At 37.5% G+C, this 22,411-nt stretch carries 18 protein-coding genes, 1 riboswitch and 1 other annotated feature; of the genes, 1 reads left to right on the top strand and 17 read right to left on the bottom strand.

Annotation, left to right across the window (positions count from 1 at the left end; all coding sequences use genetic code 11):
- Positions 1-58 precede the first annotated feature (58 nt).
- From dnaB to hutH, 10 genes are all read right to left on the bottom strand, one after another.
- Positions 59-1,459, bottom strand: a complete 1,401-nt coding sequence (gene dnaB, locus MUA40_RS00090; RefSeq protein ID WP_016425744.1) for a replicative DNA helicase — start codon at positions 1,457-1,459, stop codon at positions 59-61.
- A 146-nt stretch (positions 1,460-1,605) separates the two neighbouring features.
- Entirely contained in the window at positions 1,606-2,052 is a 447-nt protein-coding gene (gene rplI, locus MUA40_RS00085) for a 50S ribosomal protein L9 (protein WP_016425743.1), read from the bottom strand.
- Positions 2,049-4,016 carry a DHH family phosphoesterase gene (locus MUA40_RS00080; RefSeq protein ID WP_016425742.1) on the bottom strand — a complete coding sequence of 656 codons (1,968 nt, stop codon included), beginning with the start codon at positions 4,014-4,016 and terminating at the stop codon, positions 2,049-2,051. Before MUA40_RS00080 ends, rplI begins: the two co-directional genes overlap by 4 nt.
- An 8-nt stretch (positions 4,017-4,024) precedes the next feature.
- Positions 4,025-4,945, bottom strand: a complete 921-nt coding sequence (locus tag MUA40_RS00075) for a DUF2232 domain-containing protein (RefSeq protein WP_262570052.1) — start codon at positions 4,943-4,945, stop codon at positions 4,025-4,027.
- 202 nt (positions 4,946-5,147) lie between these two features.
- A complete protein-coding gene (metX, locus tag MUA40_RS00070; protein ID WP_016425740.1) occupies positions 5,148-6,113 on the bottom strand; it encodes a homoserine O-acetyltransferase MetX in 966 nt (321 codons plus the stop codon).
- An 84-nt stretch (positions 6,114-6,197) separates the two neighbouring features.
- Positions 6,198-6,296: riboswitch (SAM riboswitch) on the bottom strand.
- Positions 6,297-6,346: 50 nt separating this feature from the next.
- Positions 6,347-6,676: an AzlD domain-containing protein gene (locus MUA40_RS00065; protein ID WP_126496344.1), complete on the bottom strand. Its 330-nt coding sequence runs from the start codon at positions 6,674-6,676 to the stop codon at positions 6,347-6,349.
- Positions 6,673-7,368: an AzlC family ABC transporter permease gene (locus tag MUA40_RS00060; RefSeq protein ID WP_126496342.1), complete on the bottom strand. Its 696-nt coding sequence runs from the start codon at positions 7,366-7,368 to the stop codon at positions 6,673-6,675. The genes MUA40_RS00065 and MUA40_RS00060 overlap by 4 nt, the downstream gene beginning before the upstream one ends.
- 316 nt (positions 7,369-7,684) lie before the next feature.
- Positions 7,685-8,212 carry a YceI family protein gene (locus tag MUA40_RS00055; RefSeq protein WP_126496340.1) on the bottom strand — a complete coding sequence of 176 codons (528 nt, stop codon included), beginning with the start codon at positions 8,210-8,212 and terminating at the stop codon, positions 7,685-7,687.
- A gap of 72 nt (positions 8,213-8,284) precedes the next feature.
- The gene (serS, locus tag MUA40_RS00050; protein ID WP_016425736.1) at positions 8,285-9,565 is read right to left on the bottom strand and encodes a serine--tRNA ligase; all 1,281 of its coding nucleotides are present in this window, start codon (positions 9,563-9,565) and stop codon (positions 8,285-8,287) included.
- 78 nt (positions 9,566-9,643) lie between these two features.
- Positions 9,644-9,842: a binding site (T-box leader), on the bottom strand.
- Between the two features lie 46 nt (positions 9,843-9,888).
- The gene (hutH, locus tag MUA40_RS00045) at positions 9,889-11,391 is read right to left on the bottom strand and encodes a histidine ammonia-lyase (RefSeq protein WP_262570128.1); all 1,503 of its coding nucleotides are present in this window, start codon (positions 11,389-11,391) and stop codon (positions 9,889-9,891) included.
- A gap of 427 nt (positions 11,392-11,818) precedes the next feature.
- On the opposite strand from hutH, the gene MUA40_RS00040 reads away from it, so the two are divergent.
- Positions 11,819-12,661, top strand: coding sequence for an NAD(P)H-hydrate dehydratase (locus MUA40_RS00040; RefSeq protein WP_207554581.1), 843 nt, complete (start codon positions 11,819-11,821; stop codon positions 12,659-12,661).
- 129 nt (positions 12,662-12,790) lie between these two features.
- On the opposite strand, the gene gyrA is transcribed toward MUA40_RS00040, so the two are convergent.
- From gyrA to dnaA, 7 genes are all read right to left on the bottom strand, one after another.
- Positions 12,791-15,421: a DNA gyrase subunit A gene (gyrA, locus tag MUA40_RS00035; protein WP_262569645.1), complete on the bottom strand. Its 2,631-nt coding sequence runs from the start codon at positions 15,419-15,421 to the stop codon at positions 12,791-12,793.
- 35 nt (positions 15,422-15,456) lie between these two features.
- Positions 15,457-17,379, bottom strand: a complete 1,923-nt coding sequence (gyrB, locus tag MUA40_RS00030; RefSeq protein WP_016425732.1) for a DNA topoisomerase (ATP-hydrolyzing) subunit B — start codon at positions 17,377-17,379, stop codon at positions 15,457-15,459.
- Positions 17,380-17,402: 23 nt separating this feature from the next.
- Positions 17,403-18,518, bottom strand: a complete 1,116-nt coding sequence (gene recF, locus MUA40_RS00025) for a DNA replication/repair protein RecF (protein WP_016425731.1) — start codon at positions 18,516-18,518, stop codon at positions 17,403-17,405.
- On the bottom strand, positions 18,515-18,754 hold the full coding sequence (gene yaaA, locus MUA40_RS00020) for a S4 domain-containing protein YaaA (protein WP_016425730.1): 240 nt from the start codon (positions 18,752-18,754) through the stop codon (positions 18,515-18,517). The genes recF and yaaA overlap by 4 nt, the downstream gene beginning before the upstream one ends.
- Before the next feature lie 109 nt (positions 18,755-18,863).
- Entirely contained in the window at positions 18,864-19,565 is a 702-nt protein-coding gene (locus MUA40_RS00015) for a DsbA family protein (RefSeq protein ID WP_194368767.1), read from the bottom strand.
- A gap of 191 nt (positions 19,566-19,756) precedes the next feature.
- On the bottom strand, positions 19,757-20,893 hold the full coding sequence (gene dnaN, locus MUA40_RS00010) for a DNA polymerase III subunit beta (protein WP_016425728.1): 1,137 nt from the start codon (positions 20,891-20,893) through the stop codon (positions 19,757-19,759).
- Positions 20,894-21,067: 174 nt separating this feature from the next.
- On the bottom strand, positions 21,068-22,411 hold the full coding sequence (dnaA, locus tag MUA40_RS00005) for a chromosomal replication initiator protein DnaA (protein WP_016425727.1): 1,344 nt from the start codon (positions 22,409-22,411) through the stop codon (positions 21,068-21,070).

Raw genomic sequence — 22,411 nt, 5'->3', positions numbered from 1 at the left:
AACCGTACTTTAAAAACAAAAAATTGTTTTTCGTACGGTTTTTAAGCTAATTATTTTTTTATCCCATCTCTGCGTGAGCGTAATCAATATCCGTAAATTTATTGTATTGTTTCATGAAATGCAATTTGACCGTTCCAGTTGGACCGTTACGTTGCTTTGCAATGATAATTTCGATTTCTCCATTCTCATCATTCGTTTGCGGTTCAAAACCACCATCGTCGTCATCATCATCTCCGTCGCCACGATTATAATAATCATCACGATATAAGAATGCGACAATGTCCGCATCTTGCTCGATTGACCCTGATTCACGTATATCACTCATCATTGGTCGCTTATCTTGACGTTGTTCTACGCCCCGTGAAAGCTGACTCAACGCAATCACAGGACATTCTAACTCACGCGCAATCGCTTTAAGCATTCGAGAAATCTCAGAAACTTCTTGTTGACGGTTATCTGATGAACGAGAACCGCTGCCTTGTATTAATTGTAAATAGTCGATTACAATCATGTCCAAACCGTGCTCTTGTTTAAGACGGCGGCATTTCGAACGAATATCCGTAATACGAATCCCTGGCGTATCATCAATAAAAATCTTAGTTCGTGACAATTTCCCCACTGCCACAGTAAATCGATTCCAGTCTTCTTCAGTCATGGTCCCTGTACGCAAACGATTGGAATCGACATTACCAGAACTACAAATCATACGTGTCGCAAGTTGGTCTGCACCCATTTCAAGCGAGAAAATGCCCACTGTATATTGGTCTTCATGTGTCGCAACTTTTTGCGCAATATTTAAAGCGAAGGCAGTCTTACCTACAGAAGGTCGGGCTGCGAGAATAATTAAGTCATTTCGGTTGAATCCTGCCGTCATTTGGTCTAAATCGCGATACCCTGTAGGAATCCCTGGTGTTTGCCCACTATTCTGGTCGAGCTGTTCCGCATTGTCATAAACTTGTCCTAATACGTCACGAATGTCTTTGAAACCATCACTTTCACGTGTAGAAGAGAGTTCTAGAATACGACGTTCAGCATCGTTTAAGACTGTATCCAAATCTAATTCATCGTTATAGCCATCATTCGCAATGCTATCTGCTGTATGAATCAACTTACGTTTAATCGCATTTTTAAAAACGACATCCGTATAATATTGAATATTACGCGTTGTCGGTACATTCGTTGTAATTTCAGCGAGATATTGTGGTCCACCTGCTTCATTCACAACACCTTCTTGTGTTAGTCGATCAAGGACAGTCACAATATCTATATCTTGTCCATCTTCGTTTAAATCCATCATGGCACGGAAAATGTGTTGATGTGCGCCACGGTAAAAAGACTCTGGCAACAACACTTCTTGTGTCGATGACATCAATTCTGGATCTAAAAAGATTGCACCTAAGACAGACTGCTCTGCCTCATGACTGTGTGGCATTCGATTGTGTTCAAACATTTCATCCATGCCGAGGACCTCCTCATATTTGTTACATATCTTAACATATTCTATTATAAACCATACATTCCGGCAATGGTTGTCCGTTAGATGCCGTGATAAAGGGATATGATATAAAAAAGCTGGTGACTCTGTCGTCCCAGCTTTTTCTATGCTTATTGCTCTACAGTGTGTACACGAATTGTACCTTCCACTTCTTTATGAAGTTTAACTGGCACATTTGTATAACCTAGCGCGTGAATACCTTGAGGTAAGTCCATTTTTCGTTTATCTAATTTAATGTTATGTTGCGCTTTAAGTGCTTCAGCAATTTGTTTCGTACTAATAGAACCGAATAATTTGCCGCCTTCACCTGATTTCGCTTTAACTTCGACTTCAAGTTCACTTAATTTTTCTTTTAACGCTTTCGCATCTTCAAGTTCTTGTTGCTTGTCTTTTTCGATACGTTTGTTCTTTTGATCTAATTGTTTAAGGTTTCCAGGTGTTGCTTCAACTGCATAGCCATTTTTAATTAAGAAGTTGTTCGCGTAACCAACTGGTACCTCTTTAACTTCTCCTTGCTTACCTTTACCTTTAACATCTTGTGTGAAAATTACTTTCATGATTCGTCACTCCTATCCATTTGTTCGTTGATCACATGTTGTAATTTTTCAATGGCTTCCTCCACAGTCACACCTTCAAGTTGTGTTGCTGCATTGGTTAAATGACCACCGCCACCGAGTGCTTCCATCGTCAATTGAACATTGAATTCACCAAGTGAGCGCGCTGACATACCAATTAAGTTTTCCTCGCGTCTTGCTACAACATAGGATGCTTCTACTCCATCTAAACTTAACAGTTCATCCGCTGCCTGTGCAACTGTAACTGGATGATAAATTTTTTGATCCGAGCCATGTGCAATCGCAATGCCATTTTCTTGTAGTTTCACAGTACGAATCAACTCTGAACGATTGATATACGTTTCTATGTCATCTTTTAAGAAATGTTGCGTTAATATCGTATCTGCACCGTGTGCACGTAAATAGCTCGCAGCATCGAAAGTACGTGACCCTGTACGCAATGTAAAGTTACGTGTATCGACAATAATACCTGCATACATCACTGTTGATTCGAGTCGCGTCAAACGCTGTTCTGTCGGTTGATACTCGAGTAACTCTGTAACAAGTTCTGCCGTCGAACTTGCATAAGGTTCCATATAAATAAGTAAAGGATTGGAAATAAAGCTTTCACCACGACGATGGTGGTCAATTACGACTTTACGATTGGCTTTATTTAAAATATTTTCATCAATCACCATCTCTGGTTTATGCGTATCTACGATGACTAAAGTCGTTCTAGACGTCATCATATTCCATGCATCATCCGATGTGATGAAACGTTCTTTTAATTCTGGTTTTTCATCAATTTCATCCATCACACGGCGAAGTGTTGGATCGATATCGGAATCATTTAACACAATATAGGCATCAAGATTATTCATCATTGCAAAGCGTGTCACACCGATTGCTGCACCGATAGCATCTAAGTCTGGGCGCTTATGACCCATTACAATCACTTTGTCGCCTTCTAATAATATATCTTTTAATGCGTGAGAAATGACGCGTGCTCTTACACGTGTCCGTTTTTCCATCGGGTCAGTCTTACCGCCATAGAAACGAACATTCCCGTTCATATTTTTAATCGCAACTTGGTCTCCACCACGACCTAATGCCAAGTCTAGACCAGATTGTGACAGTTCTCCAAGGTCAATTAAATTTTCAGAGCCTTCCCCAATACCAATACTGAGTGTCAATTGTGCGCGATAACCCACACTTTTTTCACGAAGCTGGCTCAAAATATCAAATTTCGTATCTTCAATGTCTCGTAAAATACGACGATTCATATAGGCAATAAATTGATCGGAACTGTACCTTTTGAAAAAGACATCGTGTTCCTGTGCCCATCGACTAATCACACGAGTGACCATAGAGTTGATTTCTGAACGTTGTGTATCATTCATATTTTGCGTTAACTCATCATAGTTATCCAAGAACAACGTTGCAATAATTGGCTGTTGATCATCGTAAGCTTGTTGTATTTCAGCTTCTTCAGTTGAATCTAAGAAATACAAAATTCCTTCATCTTCTGAATACTTCACGCGATAATGGTATGCACCATCTTGCATCTCTATCTCTCTTGCTTTTTCAAGCTGCTTTAAAATATTAGGATAGATTTCATTAATAGGATCCGAAATCACATTGCGATCAAAACGTTCGGTCATAAAAGGGTTGACCCATTCTATCCGATCATTTTCATCCAATACGATTAAGCCCATAGGCATCGTTTTGGCAGCTCTATCACTTGCGAGCGACACCTTTCCGCTCAAATCATCTAAATAACGATCAAAGCGGCGATACAGCCGTCTAAAAATGAACAAACTGACGATGAGCATCACAAAAACAATGATAGCAGCTATAAAAGCCAAAAAGCGATTAAAGAAAAAGGACACACCTACAATAATCAATGCTGTCATCGTAATTACAAGGAATGGAACGATCAGTGCTTTCTTCATTGAATGACGGTTCATCTTGTTTGTCACCTCTTATCGTTTTTAATCATACTTTTTAAATTTAACCCAAGATCTAATAAACCAATCAAACGTGTCATTGGATAAAAAATAATACCTAACACAATAAAGATGACAGACACAGCAACTGGCATTCGTTTTATTGTAGTAAAGTAATGTATAAAACTTAAACCTTGAATGACTAATAAGAAACCTAATACAATTTGAAAATTAATACCGATACTATTGATTGTTGTGGCAGGTTCTGTTGTCACACTGAACAACAACGCAATGGCGTAAATAATAAATAGAGAACGTTTCATTTGCCATAAATATAATGGACGAAAAACAGGCGTTGCAATTTTGAATTTACGTAAGATTGGAAAGATAATCATCAACGTGATGATTAAATAAATTGCAATCGTCACAACAATCATAGCTGGCAATTGAACTGCCAACTGATGCACAGAGTTATTTAAAACCTCTCTTGCCTGTTGATCTAAATTTTGCATCTCAATCATTTGATTAACGATTTTTTGATAAGGCTCTAATAACACTTGTGCATATGGTAATTGTTTTAAACCTTGCAAAATCATGATAGCACCGATTGTAATGATGCTCGTCACAAGTGTTGCGACATACAAAATATGTTCTTTTGAGGCACGTTGCTTAAGCAATTGTGCAATCACTGCACTCAATGCTAATAAAATGATCATAAAGGTCATTACAAACAAGTCGCCCGTTAATGTTGAGAGTAATATCGTAATTAAAGTAGCCAATCCAAAAGAATGAATGGAACGGTACCATAATATGATTCCTGGTAAGGTTGCAAAACATGCGATAATCATTACTGACCAAGGCATAAAATGCAGTACTAAAGCTACCGCTAATAGAACAATTGTACCTACTAGGGTTTCTTTAGGCTTGATTTTAGAAAACAAAGACGCCACTTCCAAACTAATTTATTCTATAACTTCTATTTTACAAGCTTTGTAATATGAATACAATTTGTGTTGATTAGATGACATATCTTTACATCTCCTCAAACACAAAGAAAAGCTATATTTTAGCTATTATCCCTAAAATACAGCTTATTGTCTAGTATTTCTAGTTTACGCAATTATAACAAATAGATAACATTATCGTCTAAAATTAGCGTCGAAATCGCGAAACTTTTAAGAAATGATATAAATAGGGCGCCCAGTCATTAAAATTAAGCAAAAAGCCATCATGCCCAACATTATCAGGCACAAAAAAATGACGATGGTATTTGAAGTGCTTACCAAGTGCAGCAACTTGATCATCGGGGTACAACAAATCATCGGTAAAACCAAGTGTCAGCACTTTTGTATTCAATGATTGATACACCTTGTCCACATTTTCTCTTCCTCTATAAATATCATGGCTATCCAAGACGTCTAGCAATGTTAAATAGCACTGTAAGTCAAATTGTTCTTTAAATTTATCACCTTGATATTTTTGATATGTGACGACTTCATCAGGTGTAAAACGGGCTTCATAGCTTTTAGATGATCGATACGTCAGGAAACCGAGTTGACGCGCAATACTTAAACCTTCTTTACCTGCTATGTGAATGGCTTGTCTCGCAATTTCATTAAATGCACGGCTATACGAAGATGTCTTTGCGGTCGCTGCAAGAATCACTGCTTTTTCTACTTCAAATTTATGCCGATAAAGGAGCTCAAGTGCTTGCATACCGCCTAAAGAACCGCCTATGAGTACATCAATTTTACGGAAGCCTAAAGCTTCAATTCCTTTTTCAAGCGCATGGGCAATATCGCGCATTGTAAGGTGCTGAGGAAAATTTTGATCTGTTACACGTGAGCTAGAACCGAATGGACTACCGATAACATTAAAAGTAAGAAACTGATAATCATGAAGCGGCATGTAACCCCCATCAATAATCTCACGCCACCACCCTGGATTTTCCTCTGTTCCATATGTTAAATGGTTGCCTGTCAACGCATGACAAACAAGCACTAAAGGTTGACCTGGGTAACCTACATGTTCATATTGAAGCTTTAAATTTTCAATTTTCTCTCCAGATTCAGTTGTAAAAGCGCCTAACTCTAATGTGTCAACTCGATAATTCATCATTTTAGTATGCCCTCCCTCTAAAATTCAAAAAAGGTTGTATTTCCGAAATAACGGTAATACAACCTTTGTAAGCACATCTATGTTAACTTATCATCCGCAATGGTTGGTTGTAGCACCGTACTTATCAATAAGTGGTTGCTGAAGCGTCACAGGGCCAAATCCCTCAACTTCTCTTAATAAGTATATTTTTGTTTTTTATCATACCTCATTCATTATCGACATGCAAACGATTATTAGAATAATCCGGCTATTCTCAATAATGCGACACTAATCATACCTACAATAACTGTTATTGTTAAACTTCTAAGCCAAAAAGCACTAATAACAGTGGGTATTAGCGCTAAGGCAAAGTTCCAGTTTAATGTATAACCCATCACACCTTTTTGTTGCTGGATTAAACCATCCACGACTAAAGCTGTGAAAAGGGTGATTGGAATAAAAGTGAGCCATTTTAAAACTTTATCAGAAAGCTGTACACGAGAAATCATCACAAGCGGTGTAATACGTAAAAGTAAAGTGACAATTCCCGAACCTATAATTGCCAATAAGATATAAAGTGTCATCGATCAATCACCATCCCTATTGCTGCAGTGATAGTAGACGCGAATAAAATTGCTAAATAGGAAGACATGACCATACTTAGCGATAACATCATAACAATGACAATCAGCATCAATAACAAATAAGTACGCATCTTTGACTTGGTGATTCCTTCAAATTGTGCAATCGTTAAAAATACAAACATCGCTATAATGGCATAATCTAAACCAAATGCATCTGGATTTTTAAAAAAGTTGCCAAGTAACGCCCCCAAAATAGAGACAAAAATCCAAAATAAGTAGGCTGTTAAATTTAGTCCATACATCCAATTACGTGTTATGGGGAGACCTTTTGAATGAGGCGTTATGGCCACAGCAAAAGTCTCATCAGTGAGTAACGCGCCTACCCCAACTCTATGAAGTAAACTTTCCTGCTTAAAATTATTTGCTAGTGTCATACTCAATAGGAACATGCGACTATTTACGATTAACGTTGTCAGTACAATAATCCAAACTGGTGTATGAACAACCATTAAAGCGACAATAATAAACTGAGCAGCTCCGGCATAAACAAGCATCGATAACATCACGATTTCAAGTAAGCCAAAACCAGAAGCAACACCGACAACGCCAAAGGAAAATCCTATCCCTGCATAGCCTAACAAAGTTGGAATACATTCTTGTACGCCTTGCTTAAAAGTTGTATGCGACACCATGACACATCCCTTCTAAAAAAATTAATCTTATTATAATACAAGATTATCAAATTCTCTATCAGGTTAGTCTAACGTCATAGTGTCCGAAGTCTAACGATTGTATTAAAAAGGCTTAACAAAGGGGTTTAAAAAAAATTTTCAGATTTTTTAACTGTTGTAAAAGCTGTTATAATATCATTTTATCTATTTACATGCTCAAAAATAGAGCGAGACAGAAACCATTTTGATTTCGTTGTCTCGCTCTAACAAATATCAAGACGTATATTTCTTAAACGCCAATTCAAATTTTATATCATTAATAAAACGATAATCTTAATTATCCTTCTACAACTGTTTCAAGGTTAAGTTCGATTTTAACTTTTTTACCTATAAAGACACCGCCTGTTTCTAAAGGTGCATTATAAGTAAGACCGTAGTCTTCGCGGTTAAGTTCACCTTTTAAGGTGAACCCTGCATTTGTATCGCCACTTAGAGGGTTTTTACCTGAACCATTGACATAAAGCTCGAATTCCTCATCTTGAGTATGTCCTTTAAATGTCACTTCAACTTGTGCTTTGTAGTGATCTCCCGCTGGCTCAATCGCTTTCGTTGTAAATTTAATTTCTGGGTATTGTTTTGCATCAAAAAAGTCTTCACTTTGTAAATGGTCATCTCGATCTCTCACATACGTATCGATAGAGTTCACTTGAATTGTACCTTTAGCTTGTAAAGATGTCGGCTGATCTAAATCGCCTTCAATCTCAAATTGGTAGTCATGAAATTGACCTTTCAATGTATTCACCATCATATGTTGAATCGCAAAACCGACATGACTATGTGCTGGATCAACTTTAAAATGTGCCATTAAAATACCTCCTTAAAAAATACGCATTTCTAGAGTATTTACCCTAAAGATGCGTATTCAATCATCTCACAATTATTTTGGTTCAATCACAGTTTGACCGCCCATAAATGGCACTAACGCTTCTGGTACAGTAATCGTACCGTCTTCATTTTGATAGTTTTCAACAATAGCCGCAAATGTACGACCTACCGCTAAACCAGAACCATTCAATGTATGAACATATTCAGGTTTCGCATCTTTATCACGTTTAAAACGGATGTTAGCACGACGCGCTTGGAAGTCTGTACAGTTTGAACAAGAGCTAATTTCTTTATAGTCATTGTAACTTGGTAACCAAACTTCTAAATCATATGTTTTACTTGCACCAAATCCGATATCTCCCGTACACAAGATGACACGGCGATAAGGTAATTGAAGTGCTTCTAGAATCGCTTCAGCATTAGTCGTCATTTCTTCTAAAGCATTCCATGAGTCTTCTGGCTTCTCAATTCTAACCATCTCTACTTTATTAAATTGATGTAAACGAATGAGTCCACGTGTATCACGGCCGGCAGAACCCGCTTCACTTCTAAAACATGCAGATTGACCTGTGAATTTTTCAGGTAAGACACCTGGCTGGATAATTTCATCTCTATAATAATTTGTCAATGGCACTTCTGCTGTTGGAATTGTATAGAGAGCTTCTTTTTCTACTTTAAATAAATCTTCTTCAAATTTTGGTAATTGTCCTGTGCCATACATTGCTTTAGCATTTACAAGTTGAGGTACCATCATTTCTGAATAACCATGTTGTGTCGTATGCATCGTAATCATAAAGTTCATTAAAGCACGTTCTAATTTCGCGCCATCATTTGTTAAGTATACAAAGCGTGCTCCTGATACGCGTGCTGCACGGTCAAAGTCAGCCATTTTTAAAGTTTCTACAAGATCCCAATGGGGTTTCGCTTCAAAATTAAATTCGCGTGGTGTGCCCCATTTTTTCAACTCAACATTTTCACTGTCATCTTTACCTTCAGGGACATCATCGTGAATAAGGTTAGGGATACGAGAAAGTTTGTCTTTTAATGTATCGTCAACTTCTTTAAGTTGTGCATCGATCGCTTTAATTTTCTCCCCTACTTCACGTTGTGCTTTGATCGCATCATCTGCATTTTCTTTGTTTCGTTTTTTTTCTGCGATTTGTTGTGATGCTTTATTACGCTCTGCTTTTAAATCTTCTGTTTGTTGAATCAAGTCACGACGTTGTTGATCTAAAGTCAAAACTTCTTCCACAACAGCAGGATCCATACCTCTTAAAGCAATTTTCTCTTTAACTTTTTCCTTCTCACTTCTAAATAATTTAATGTCTAACATATGCCAACTTCCTTTCACAAGTTTTTTAAAATTTAAGATGAGGAAACATCACGAAAATAAAAAACCACATCCCTCAACACAAGGGACGTGGTTTTGACGCGTTGCCACCCTATTTAACAGACATCTTCATATGTCTGCACTCTTACAAAAGTTAACGGTTTGACCCGAATTGTTTCTATACGTGGATAGATTTCATATAGTGCCGTACATTTGTTTTCACCAACCACAAACTCTCTAATTCCATTCCTATATTACTTATTCCACAAACAATGTACTCTATTAATTTACATTTAATATATCAAAGAAAAATTTGAATAGCAAGCTTATTTCTGATATGCCACATTTTGTAAATAATTTGCTACATTTTCAATATCTCGATGGAATTGACGATCTTCTTTGATTGAAGGGACGATTTTACGTAAATCCGTAAACTTTTCATAGGTTTTAGGCGATAATTGAGATACATTTTTCAACTCTACGGCTTGAAGCGCAATAATTGCCTCAATTGCGATAACACGACGTACATTTTCTAGAATTTGATAACCATGGCGTGAGGCGATCGTTCCCATTGATACATGGTCTTCTTGGTTAGCTGACGATGGGATAGAATCGACACTCGCTGGATGCGCTAATGTTTTATTCTCTGATACTAGGCTGGCTGCAGCATATTGCATAATCATTGCACCACTTTGTAGACCTGGTTCAGGACTTAAGAAAGGAGGTAGCCCACCATTCAATTGTGGATTAACTAATCGTTCAAGACGTCTTTCAGACACATTACCGAGTTCACTTGTTCCAATTTTTAAAAAGTCGAGTGCAAATGCGACAGGTTGACCGTGAAAGTTACCACCAGAAATTACGAGGGTTTCATCATTTTCATCAAAGATAAGCGGATTATCATTTGCCGCATTCATTTCAAATTCTAATTTTTCACGTACATAATTGAAGACTTGAAAGCTGGCCCCATGAATTTGAGGAATACAACGTAATGTGTAAGGATCTTGGACACGAATTTCCCCTTGGCGTGTAGTCAATTGGGAACCTTCCAGCCAGTCTAACATCCGTCCTGCTACCGCGACTTGTTCCTCGAAATTACGCACTCTATGCACCGCTTCATGATATGCATCTGTTATACCATTCAAAGCTTGATGTGTTAAAGCAGCTACCCATTCTGCTTGATATGCAAGACTCTCTGTCTCAATAAATGTAATCACACCTTGTGCAGTCATGGCTTGTGTTCCATTTATCAATGCTAAGCCTTCTTTAGCTTGAAGTGCCAAAGGAGCACGGTCAAGGCGTTTTAAGACATTCGAGCTGTCTAAAATCTCACCTTGATATTCAACTTTGCCTTCCCCGATTAAAGATAAAGCGAGATGAGACAATGGTGCTAAATCACCCGATGCACCTAAAGAACCTTGTTGCGGAATCACTGGAATAATCCGATTATTAATAAAAAAGACAAGCTGATCAACAAGGTCGGTTGTGACACCAGAATGACCTTTCAATAAAGTATTAAGACGCAAGACCATCATTACTAAAGCGACGCGTTGTGCAAAAGGTTGACCGACCCCACAAGCATGTGAACGAATCAGGTTGACTTGTAATTCATTATACTTTTGTTGATCAATTAATACGTCACTGAATAACCCAAAGCCTGTCGTAATCCCATATACTGTTTCCTTATTTGCAATAATGCGCTCCACAATCGCACGACTTCTTTTGACACGCGCATGTGCCTCTTCACTAATTTCAATTTGATCTCCAGTAGCTAGAAATTGGCGAATCGCTTCAATTGTGAGTTGATCCCCATTTAGACGTAAAGTCATCATTATCCACCCCTATCATATATTAGCTTTTGATGCGCATCGGACATCTTTTAGCTCGTCTACTCAATTTTGATGCTGTCCCATCCCCATCACACTTAATAATCAGTATAGGATTCTTAAATCGCTTAAACAATAGTTTTCATAATATTCGTAACATGGTATTAAATTAATCTTTTAACGTGTTAAACAAATGAGAAGAAGCTTAATCATCCATTTTAGTACAAGGATGAACTGGAGACGAGATTCATTTGAGGATAGCGATATATCAATTCTATTCCGCATTTTGAGCTCAAAATGATAAAAATATCTAAAGGCTAACCGCATGACATCAGCCTTTCCTATTATCGGTAAGCATGACCGCATTCTAGAAGCTTTGAATTGGTATTGACGAAAGTACAAACCAGGTATAATATATCTTGTTGTAATAATGGAAATTCCAGATAGGAGGGTCACAAACGTGAAAACATTGTCAGCTGTCAGCATACCTAAACGTAAGCGTGATACGCATAAAGGAGATTACGGTCGTATACTTTTAATTGGTGGCAATGCCAATCTTGGTGGTGCGATTATGATTGCAGCACGTGCGTGTGTTTACAGTGGTGGTGGATTAATTACAGTCGCAACACATCCAACAAATCATGTTGCACTTCATTCTCGCTGTCCAGAGGCTATGGTCATTGATATTAATGATACGAAAAAACTGACAAAGATGATTGAAGTTTCAGATTGTATTTTAATTGGTCCAGGTTTGGGTCTTGATTTTAAAGGCAATAATGCTATGACATTTCTTTTACAAAATATTCAACCCCACCATACGCTCATTGTGGATGGCGATGCGATATCAATTGTAAGTAAATTAAAACCTGAAATTCCAGCTTGCAATGTCATCTACACACCACATCAGAAAGAGTGGGAGCGTTTGAGTGGCATTCCAATAGAAGAACAAACTTATGAACGAAACCGAGAAGCCGTCGATCGTCTTGGGGGCACAGTTGTCCTAAAGAAACATGGAACAGAAATTTTCTTTAAAGACGAAGAATATCAATTACAAATTGGCAACCCTGCGATGGCGACAGGCGGAATGGGGGATACCCTTGCTGGAATGATAACAAGCTTTGTAGGTCAATTTGACAATCTTGTTGATGCAATTACCAGTGCCACATACACACATAGTTATATAGGAGAAAAACTTTCTCAGGAGATGTATGTTGTACCCCCTTCAAGAATGATTGACGAAATTCCATACGCAATGAAACAATTGGAAGATTAAAATATCATTCTTCGTTAATGCATGAAGTGGTCGAAATCCTTTGATGCTGTTTTCATGACTCTGTTCAATTAAAAAAGAAGCGGCGGTGATTCCCAATAGAATCATCGTCGCTTCTTAATTTATCTGATTTTATTCATCTTCATTTTCAATATCTTCATTAACGCGATCCATAAAATCTTGTCTTAACGTTTCTCGTTCTTCTGTGTCGTTGTAGCTCACTTCAGGCGCTTCTGTATGAATTGTAGCACCAGGTACATCGTCTTCAATAACAGTCTCTGTCTCTGATTCTAGTTCATCATTTTCCGCTTCAAGATTTTCTGGTTCTTTTTTCACTTTAGCCACTGTAGATACAAACTGTTCATCATCTAGGCGAATTAAACGTACACCTTGAGCCATACGTCCATTCACTGAAATATCGCTCACTTCCATACGAATAATCACACCTTGGTTTGTAACAACCATTAAATCTTCATCACCTTCAACAGTTGCAATACATACGAGTTGACCGTTTCGCTCTGTCAATTTGGCAGTTTTAACACCCATACCACCACGGTTAGACAAACGGTACTCTTCAATAGAGGTACGCTTACCGTAACCTTTTTCAGTGACTACTAAAATCTCATCATTACTTTCTTCATTCGTAACGCCTAAGCCAATAACCTCGTCACCATCGCGAAGCTTAATCCCTTTGACACCCGCTGCGATACGACTCATGGAACGAACATCTGTCTCTTTAAAACGGATAAGAGAGGCATCTGCTGTACCAATCAGAATATGTTTTTCGCCATCAGTTAAACGTACAGCTACTAACTCATCATCATCTCTAAATTTAATCGCAATCTTACCATTACGATTGATACGGTTAAAGTTACTCAATGCAGAACGTTTAATTAAACCTTTTTTCGTTACAAATACAAGGAAGTCTTCTTCAGACTCTAAATCTTTAACAGCAATCATTGTGCTGATATTTTCGTCACTTTCAAGTTCTATCGCGTTAACAATAGGAATACCTTTAGACTGACGTGAGAGTTCTGGCACTTCATAACCTTTGAGTTTGTAGACCCGACCTTTATTCGTAAAGAACAAGATATGGTCGTGTGTACTCGTTGTAACCAACTGACTCACAAAATCATCTTCTAACGTATTCATACCTTGTACACCACGACCGCCACGATTTTGTGAGCGATATGTTGATGCTGGTAAACGTTTAATATAGTTATTATGACTCAGTGTAATAACGATTTGTTCTTCTGGAATAAGATCTTCATCTTCAAGTTGATCTATACCGCCAAGTTGAATTTCAGTACGTCTATCATCGCCATATTTTTCTTTGATTTCTGTAAGCTCTTCACGAACAAGTGCTAATAACTTCTCTTCATCTGCTAAGATTGCTTCTAATTCTTCAATATAGGCAAGAAGTTCGTTATATTCGTTTTCAATTTTATCTCGTTCTAAGCCTGTCAGACGTCTTAAACGCATATCAAGAATTGCTTGTGCCTGACGTTCAGAAAGTTCAAAACGTGATTGTAAGCTTTCCATTGCCACTTTATCTGTTTCAGATTCTCGAATAATTGTAATAATCTCATCGATATGGTCTAGTGCAATTCTTAAACCTTCTAGTATATGAGCACGGTCTTTTGCTTTACGTAAGTTATAAGCTGTGCGACGACGAACTACTTCTTTTTGGTGCTCTAAATAGTGATATAACGCTTGTTTCAAGTTAATTAATTTCGGTCTACCGTTAACGAGCGCAATCATATTAACACCAAATGAAGTTTGAAGGGGCGTTTGTTTATACAAGTTGTTCAATATTACACTTGCATTCGCATCTTTACGAATATCAATAACGATACGAACCCCTGTACGTAAACTCGTTTCATCACGTAAATCTGTGATGCCTTCAATTTTTTTATCGCGTACTAATTCAGCAATTTTTTCAATCATGCGTGCTTTATTGACTTGGAATGGAATTTCCGTCACAACAATACGTTCACGGCCTCCACCACGTGATTCAATTTCAGCTTTTGCTCTCATAATAATAGAGCCACGGCCTGTTTCATATGCACGTCGAATACCACTTTTACCTAGAATTAAGCCTGCCGTTGGAAAGTCTGGGCCTTGAATATTTTCCATTAATTCATTAATGGTAATTTCTGGATTATGACTTAAACTTAGGACACCATCAATGACTTCGCGCATATTATGTGGTGGGATATTCGTTGCCATACCTACCGCAATCCCTGAAGCTCCGTTAACCAATAAATTTGGGAAACGTGAAGGTAATACACTTGGTTCCCGTTCATTTCCATCATAGTTATCAATAAAATCAATCGTATCTTTATTAATATCACGCAACAGTTCTAAGGCAAGTTTTGTCATACGCGCTTCAGTGTAACGCATTGCTGCTGCGCCGTCACCATCCATAGAACCAAAGTTACCTTGTCCATCTACAAGTGGATAACGATAGCTGAAATCCTGTGCCATACGGACCATTGCTTCATAAATAGAAGAGTCCCCATGTGGATGATATTTACCCATTACATCCCCTACGATACGGGCAGATTTTTTATACGGTTTGTCTGGCGTCATACCTTGCTCATTGAGGCCGTATAAAATACGACGATGTACAGGTTTTAAACCATCTCTGACATCTGGCAAAGCACGAGACACAATAACACTCATGGCATAATCCAAAAACGATTCTCGCATCTCTTTGCTGATATTACGTTCATTAATTCTTGATTCAGGTGTTTCAGCCATCAAGATATCCTCCTTCTCATTTTCCAATTCTCATTCTAGAAATCTAGGTTGGCATATACGGCATTATCTTCAATGAACTGACGACGATTTTCGACGACATCGCCCATCAACATTTCAAATGTCTGATCCGCTTCGATTGCATCATCTAAAGTCACTTGAAGCATTGCACGGTTTTCAGGATTCATTGTTGTTTCCCATAATTGGTCTGCGTTCATTTCCCCTAAACCTTTATAACGTGCAATTGACCATTTTGGCGTTGGATTAAGTCTTTCTTTTAATTTATCCAATTCGCGGTCATTAAAGACATAATATTTTTGTTTCCCTTGTGTTAACTTGTACAATGGCGGTTGTGCGATATAAACATAACCAGCTTCAATAAGTGGGCGCATAAAACGATAAAAGAACGTCAATAAAAGCGTCCGAATATGCGCACCATCGACATCCGCATCAGTCATAATGACAATCTTGTGGTAACGGGCTTTTGAGATATCGAACTCTCCGCCGATACCTGTTCCAAATGCAGTGACCATTTGACGAATTTCGTTGTTATTCAAAATCTTATCTAAACGTGCTTTTTCAACGTTTAAAATTTTCCCTCTTAAAGGCAATATTGCTTGCGTACGTGAGTCTCGACCTGATTTTGTAGACCCCCCGGCAGAGTCACCCTCTACTAAGAAAATCTCACTTTCAGATGGATCTTTACTTGAGCAGTCTGCTAACTTACCTGGTAAGCTTGAAATATCAAGTGCAGACTTACGACGTGTGACTTCACGCGCTTTTTTCGCAGCGATACGTGCGCGAGAAGCCATAATACCTTTTTCGATAATAATTCGTCCAATTTGTGGATGCTCATATAAGAAACGTTCAAAAAGCTCCGAGAATACGCGGTCAACAATTTGACGAACCTCAGAGTTGCCTAATTTTGTTTTTGTTTGTCCTTCAAACTGAGGATCTCCATGCTTGATGGAAACGATAGCAGTTAAACCTTCTCTCGTATCTTCACCTGACAAGCGTTCTTTCTCATCTTTGATTAACTTATTTTGAGATCCATAATTATTTAATACTCTCGTTAACGCACGTTTAAAGCCATCTTCATGCGTCCCACCTTCATATGTGTGGATATTATTCGCGTAAGTCAGTAAATTTGTCGCAAAACCACTGTTATATTGAATAGCGATTTCGACTTCAATGTCATCGCGTGTCTCATGAACATAAATAGGTTCTTCATGTAATGGCTCTTTATTCTCGTTTATAAGCTCGACATACGACTTTATTCCACCTTCATAGTGGTAACTATCCTCACGAATTTCTTCTTCGTCACGCTCGTCTCTGAGCGTAATACGGATACCTTTATTTAAAAAGGCTAATTCACGAATACGTTTTTGCAAAGTTTCATAGTTATACACTGTCGTTTCTTGGAATATCGTGCCATCTGCCTTAAAACGAATCACTGTCCCTGTTTGGTCTGTATCACCAATTTGTTTCAAATCAAATGCAGGTACACCCATGTGGTAGGCTTGATGATGAATACGTCCATTTCTATGAACGTAAACTTCTAACGTCTCACTCAATGCATTTACAACAGATGAACCTACACCGTGTAAACCACCTGAAACTTTATAGCCACCGCCGCCAAATTTCCCACCAGCGTGTAATACAGTTAAAATAACTTCTACAGCAGGACGTCCCATTTTTTCTTGAATATCGACAGGAATACCGCGTCCATTATCTGTAACTTTAATCCAATTGTCTTTTTCGATGATCACTTCAATATCATCTGCATATCCTGCAAGTGCTTCATCAATACTGTTATCGACAATTTCCCAAACAAGATGATGTAGACCACGTTCTGAAGTAGAACCAATATACATACCTGGTCGCTTACGTACCGCTTCAAGTCCTTCTAAAACTTGAATCTGACTCGCACCATAATTTTCCGAGTTGTTCACATCAGCCAATGCTTCCCACCTTCACTTTCTTCCTACTGCTTAATATTTCCTTGTGCAATTTGATATATCTTCGCGTTTTTCATTATTTCATGATCAATACCATCTACCGAAGTGGTTGTCACAAATGTTTGAACTTTATGCTGAATTGTACTTAAAAGATGCGTTTGACGTGCATCATCTAGTTCACTTAAAACGTCATCAAGTAATAAAATGGGGTATTCCCCCACTTCTTGATTCATTAATTCAATTTCTGCTAACTTAATCGAAAGCGCTGTTGTCCGTTGCTGACCTTGAGAGCCATAAACTTGTGCGTCCATGCCATTCACTTGAAAAGCTAAATCGTCACGGTGTGGTCCATTTAAACTCACACCGCGCTCGATTTCACGATTCTGGTGACTTTGAAGGTCTTCGAGTACTTTTTGAATTAAGACTGCCTCTGCTTGCGAGGTGTCTTCAATTTTGATACTAGGTAAATATTTTAATGTCAAAGCTTCGCGACCATTCGTAATACCTGAATGAATGGGCTCTGCTAAAGTTTCTAGTTCTGCAATAAATTGTGCTCTGCGTTGTGTCACTTTCACTGCATATTCAGCAAATTGCTGATTCAGTACTTCTAACATCGTTGTATCTTTTGTCTGTTTCAATTGCAGCTGCTTTAAATAGTGATTGCGTTGTTTCAAAATACGTTGATATTGCGATAAATCATTTAAATATAAATTTGAAATTTGCCCAAGTTCCATATCGATAAAACGTCTTCTCACTTGTGGTGCGCCTTTGACAATATTTAAGTCTTCAGGCGCAAAAAGGACCACATTCAAATGGCCTATATACTGCGTCAAACGACTTTGCTCTAAATGATTTACTTTTACCTTTTTACCTTTTTTCGTGATAAACATTGTGAGCGGCATCGTACCATGGCGAAAACTGAGCTCACCCTCTATTTTAGCATACTCAGTATTAAAACGAATTAATTCCCTATCATTCGTCGTACGATGACTCTTCGCTAAGGCTAAGGTGTAAATAGATTCCAATAGATTGGTTTTTCCTTGTGCATTTTCACCAATTAAAATATTGACTTCAGGATGACATTGAAGCAATATCTCTTCGTAATTTCGATAGTTTTCTAATTGGAGTGTTTTAAGTTTCATTGCTCACCGAATTTGATGATATATGAACCTACTTCAGGAATTTCTATACGGTCCCCGTCATGTAACTTTTTGCCACGACGCGATTCATGCTCGCCATTCAAGAAAACATCATATTCACTTAAAAACCACTTCGCTTGTCCTCCTGATTCAATGATGCCTTCATAGTTTAAAAATTGTCCTAAAGTGAGTTCACCATCAACAATTACTTCCTCAGCCAATTTAATCACTCCATTCATATTTGCTCACCTATATATTATACCGTTTTATCGCAAAAATTTCATGTACAGAAGGCAATTTTCGAGTAAAAGTTTCATGTGGAACAAATGATGAATGACCCATCATGTGTTAGGACTTTTGATCCTTAATCACTTGATCAATTTTAGATTTAATCGTGTCAAAATCCGTAGTATCTTCTATCGGTTCACCGTTGATATATAACGATGGCACTTGTGGCACTTTATACTTTTTAGCTAAGTTATTATCGTTTTGCGCTTTTTTAGCGATTTCTCCATTTTTGTCTCGATAAGCCGAAGTAATCTTTTCTAATTGTTTAGGTGACAAGTCTAATTTTTTTAGCTGTTGTTGAATAAAATTATCTGTTAACCAATGTTTTGTAGTCACGTCATCTTTATTCGATGGTTGACCTTGATATAAAAGTTTGTGAAACGCCCAATATTGGTTCGGCGCAATCTGATTTACTGCTAATGCAGCTTTTGCACTTAATTCAGACTCTTCTCCATGTATTAAAACGTTAACGTAGCGAAATTGTACTTTTTGCGTATCAATAAATTCTTTTTGTAGTTGTGGCTTAATGTTACGTTCAAATGCACCACAATAAGGGCATTTAAAATCACCATATTCCACAATTACAATTTTATTCTCTTTTGCGCCTTGATGTGGTTTTGATTGGGTATCTGTCACCATTTCTTTTTCATTTTGACGCGCTGCATTAGGGTCTGAATTATGTGTACTCATTCTAATAATGATTGCTATTACAATTGCGAGTACCACTATAATTGTTAAAATTAAAGGCCATTTACTTTTCATATTCCAATCCTCCATCACATTATCTTTTAATTATACTAAAATCAGGCTGCTTTGAATATTACACGCGCGAACGATTCAAATGACTTTATTTTTTTACTAACTTTACGTATGGAAACTGAGCTATTAAGTCACACAAAAAACGCAGTTGGTTAAGTCCAACTGCGTTTTGTATCATAGGCTTTTTAAATTATTTAGTAAGTACGTATCGGTAAAATTAATTGTGTAACGGTGTCATCATCTTTTGGTTTTAAAATAAATGGTTTCATCGTACCGAAAAATTCGACTTCAACTTCGTCATTATCGATCGCTTTTAAAGCATCCATCATGTATTTAGAGTTAAAAGATATTTTTAAGTTGCCACCTTCAACCTCGTTTGCAGTAACTTCTTCCTTCACTGTCCCAATTTCAGGTGATGTAGATGAAAGTTCCACTTGCTCATCGCCTGCACTTAATTTAATGACATTGTTACCACCTTCTCTTGCTAAAAGAGAAGCACGATCAATGGCATGATAAAAATCAGAATTATCTAATGCTAATTTGATCTCATAGTTTTCTGGGAATAAGCGTGATGTATCAGGATAGTGTCCCTCTAGTAAGCGTGAAATAAAGTTTACATTACCAACACGGAATAATACTTGGTTTGATGCAAAGAAAATATCAATATGCTCTTCGCTTTCTGTCATAATTTTATTTAATTCTGCTAAAGCTTTACCTGGAATAATGACATTTTTATCACCAATTTCTTCGTCTTCAAGTTTCAACTTTCTTACAGCCAAGCGGTGTGAATCAGTCGCTGTGCATATTAATTCATTTTCTTGTATAAGCCAGTTTACACCTGTAAGAACTGGACGTGTTTCTGAGGTGGACACTGCGAAATTAGTTTGTGCAATCACGTTTTTCAATACTTTGACTGGTAATTGCAATGCATCTTCACTAGATACTTGTGGTAACAATGGATATTGATCAGGGTCTAAACCACTTAAATTGAACTCAGAATGACCTGATGTAATCAATGTTTGAAATTGTTCGTTTGTAGAAAGCTTAACTTCTCGACCTGGTAATTTCTTAATAATGTCAACGAAGAAACGCCCTGGCAATACGACAGAACCTGGCTCTGTCACATTAACAATTTCTTCTCCATCAACTTGATTCGGGATTGTAATTTCAATTGATATCTCTGAATCTGATCCAGTTAAGACAATGCCTTCGTTTTTGGCATCAATTTTAATACCTGTCAATATTGGTAATGTCGTTCTTGGTGAAATGGCTTTTAATGTATCGTTTAATTGAGTGATAAAATAATCTCTTTGGATAGAAAACTCCATCATTCTATAAACTCCTTTCAGTCGTTTATAATAGTTATAGTTATTATTTAAAGTCGTAATCATAGTCATAGGGGCTGTGGATTAGTGGATAACTCATAAAATTGATTGATATCAAAGGTTATTCACATGTGGATAAGTTGTGTATGATGTGTACAACTTTTGCCCACTATCCACAAATCAACTTCTGATCTCTTTTTCAATACCTTCTATTTCTTGTCGTAATGTAGGGTCATTTTCGATATCTTTTTTTATTTTATCATGCGCATGAATGACTGTCGTATGATCGCGTCCTCCAAATTCCTCTCCAATTTTTGGTAGAGAAAAAACAGTTAGCTCTCGCGATAAGTACATCGCGATTTGTCTTGGATAGGCAATCGATTTTGTACGTTTCTTTGCTGCAAAGTCTTCAATACGTACGCCGTAATACTCACCAACAACTTTTTGAATATCTTGAATCGTAATTTTTTTAGATTTTGTAACTTGAATAATATCCTTTAAAGCATCAGAGGTTAATTCGGTCGTAATCGGTTTACCTTGTAATTTTGAATATGCGAGTACACGCGTTAAAGCACCTTCAAGTTCACGAATATTCGTTTGAATTTGATTTGCGATATAAGTTAAAGATTCGATAGGAATATCTAGATTTTCTTCTTCTGTTTTCTTTTGTAAAATGGCCATCCGTGTCTCAAAATCTGGTGGTGTGATATCAACGATTAACCCCCATTGGAAGCGGGATTTTAGACGTTCCTCTAAAGTAGAAATTTCTTTCGGTGGACGATCACTGGAGATGACAATTTGCTTTTTGTTTTGATGCAAGTCATTAAAAGTATGGAAAAATTCTTCCTGTGTCTGTTCTTTCTTTTGAATAAATTGAATATCATCAATTAATAAAACATCGATATTGCGGTACTTTTCACGAAATGACTCTGTATCGTTGTTACGAATGGATTGAATAAACTCATTTGTAAATTTTTCGCTTGATGTGTAAAGTACCTTCGCATCAGGATTATTTTCCAGGACATAATGACCAATCGCATGCATCAGATGCGTTTTTCCTAAACCTACACCACCATAAATGAAAAGCGGATTATAGGCATTTGCCGGTGATTCCGCAACAGCAAGGCTCGCAGCATGCGGGAAGCGGTTGCCGGGACCGATGACAAATGTTTCAAATGTATTGTTCGTGTTAAATTGCTCACCTGACACGACAGGTTCAACATGCGAATGATGCTCTGAATTTTTAGAGGATGACGCGACATTGAGCTCTGCTAAATCTTCTTCAGTAATGAAGTTGATGTTCTCAATATCGTGTCCCGTTACAGCTTCTAAAAATTGTTTGACGAGATCTGTATAATTGGTCGTTAGCCAATTTGCAATAAATGGCTGTGCAGCAATAACGACAGCTTCTTTATTAGATAGAGCATGTAATGTTGTGTCTTTGAGCCAAGTGTCATATGAAACATTAGTAACATTTTCTTTGCATAAGTTGAGAACATTATCCCAAATTTCTTGTTCTGACAT

The sequence above is a fragment of the Staphylococcus schleiferi genome (assembly GCF_025558325.1).
GTDB classification, from domain to species: Bacteria; Bacillota; Bacilli; order Staphylococcales; family Staphylococcaceae; genus Staphylococcus; species Staphylococcus schleiferi.
This window is presented reverse-complemented; position numbering and strand designations above follow the sequence as displayed.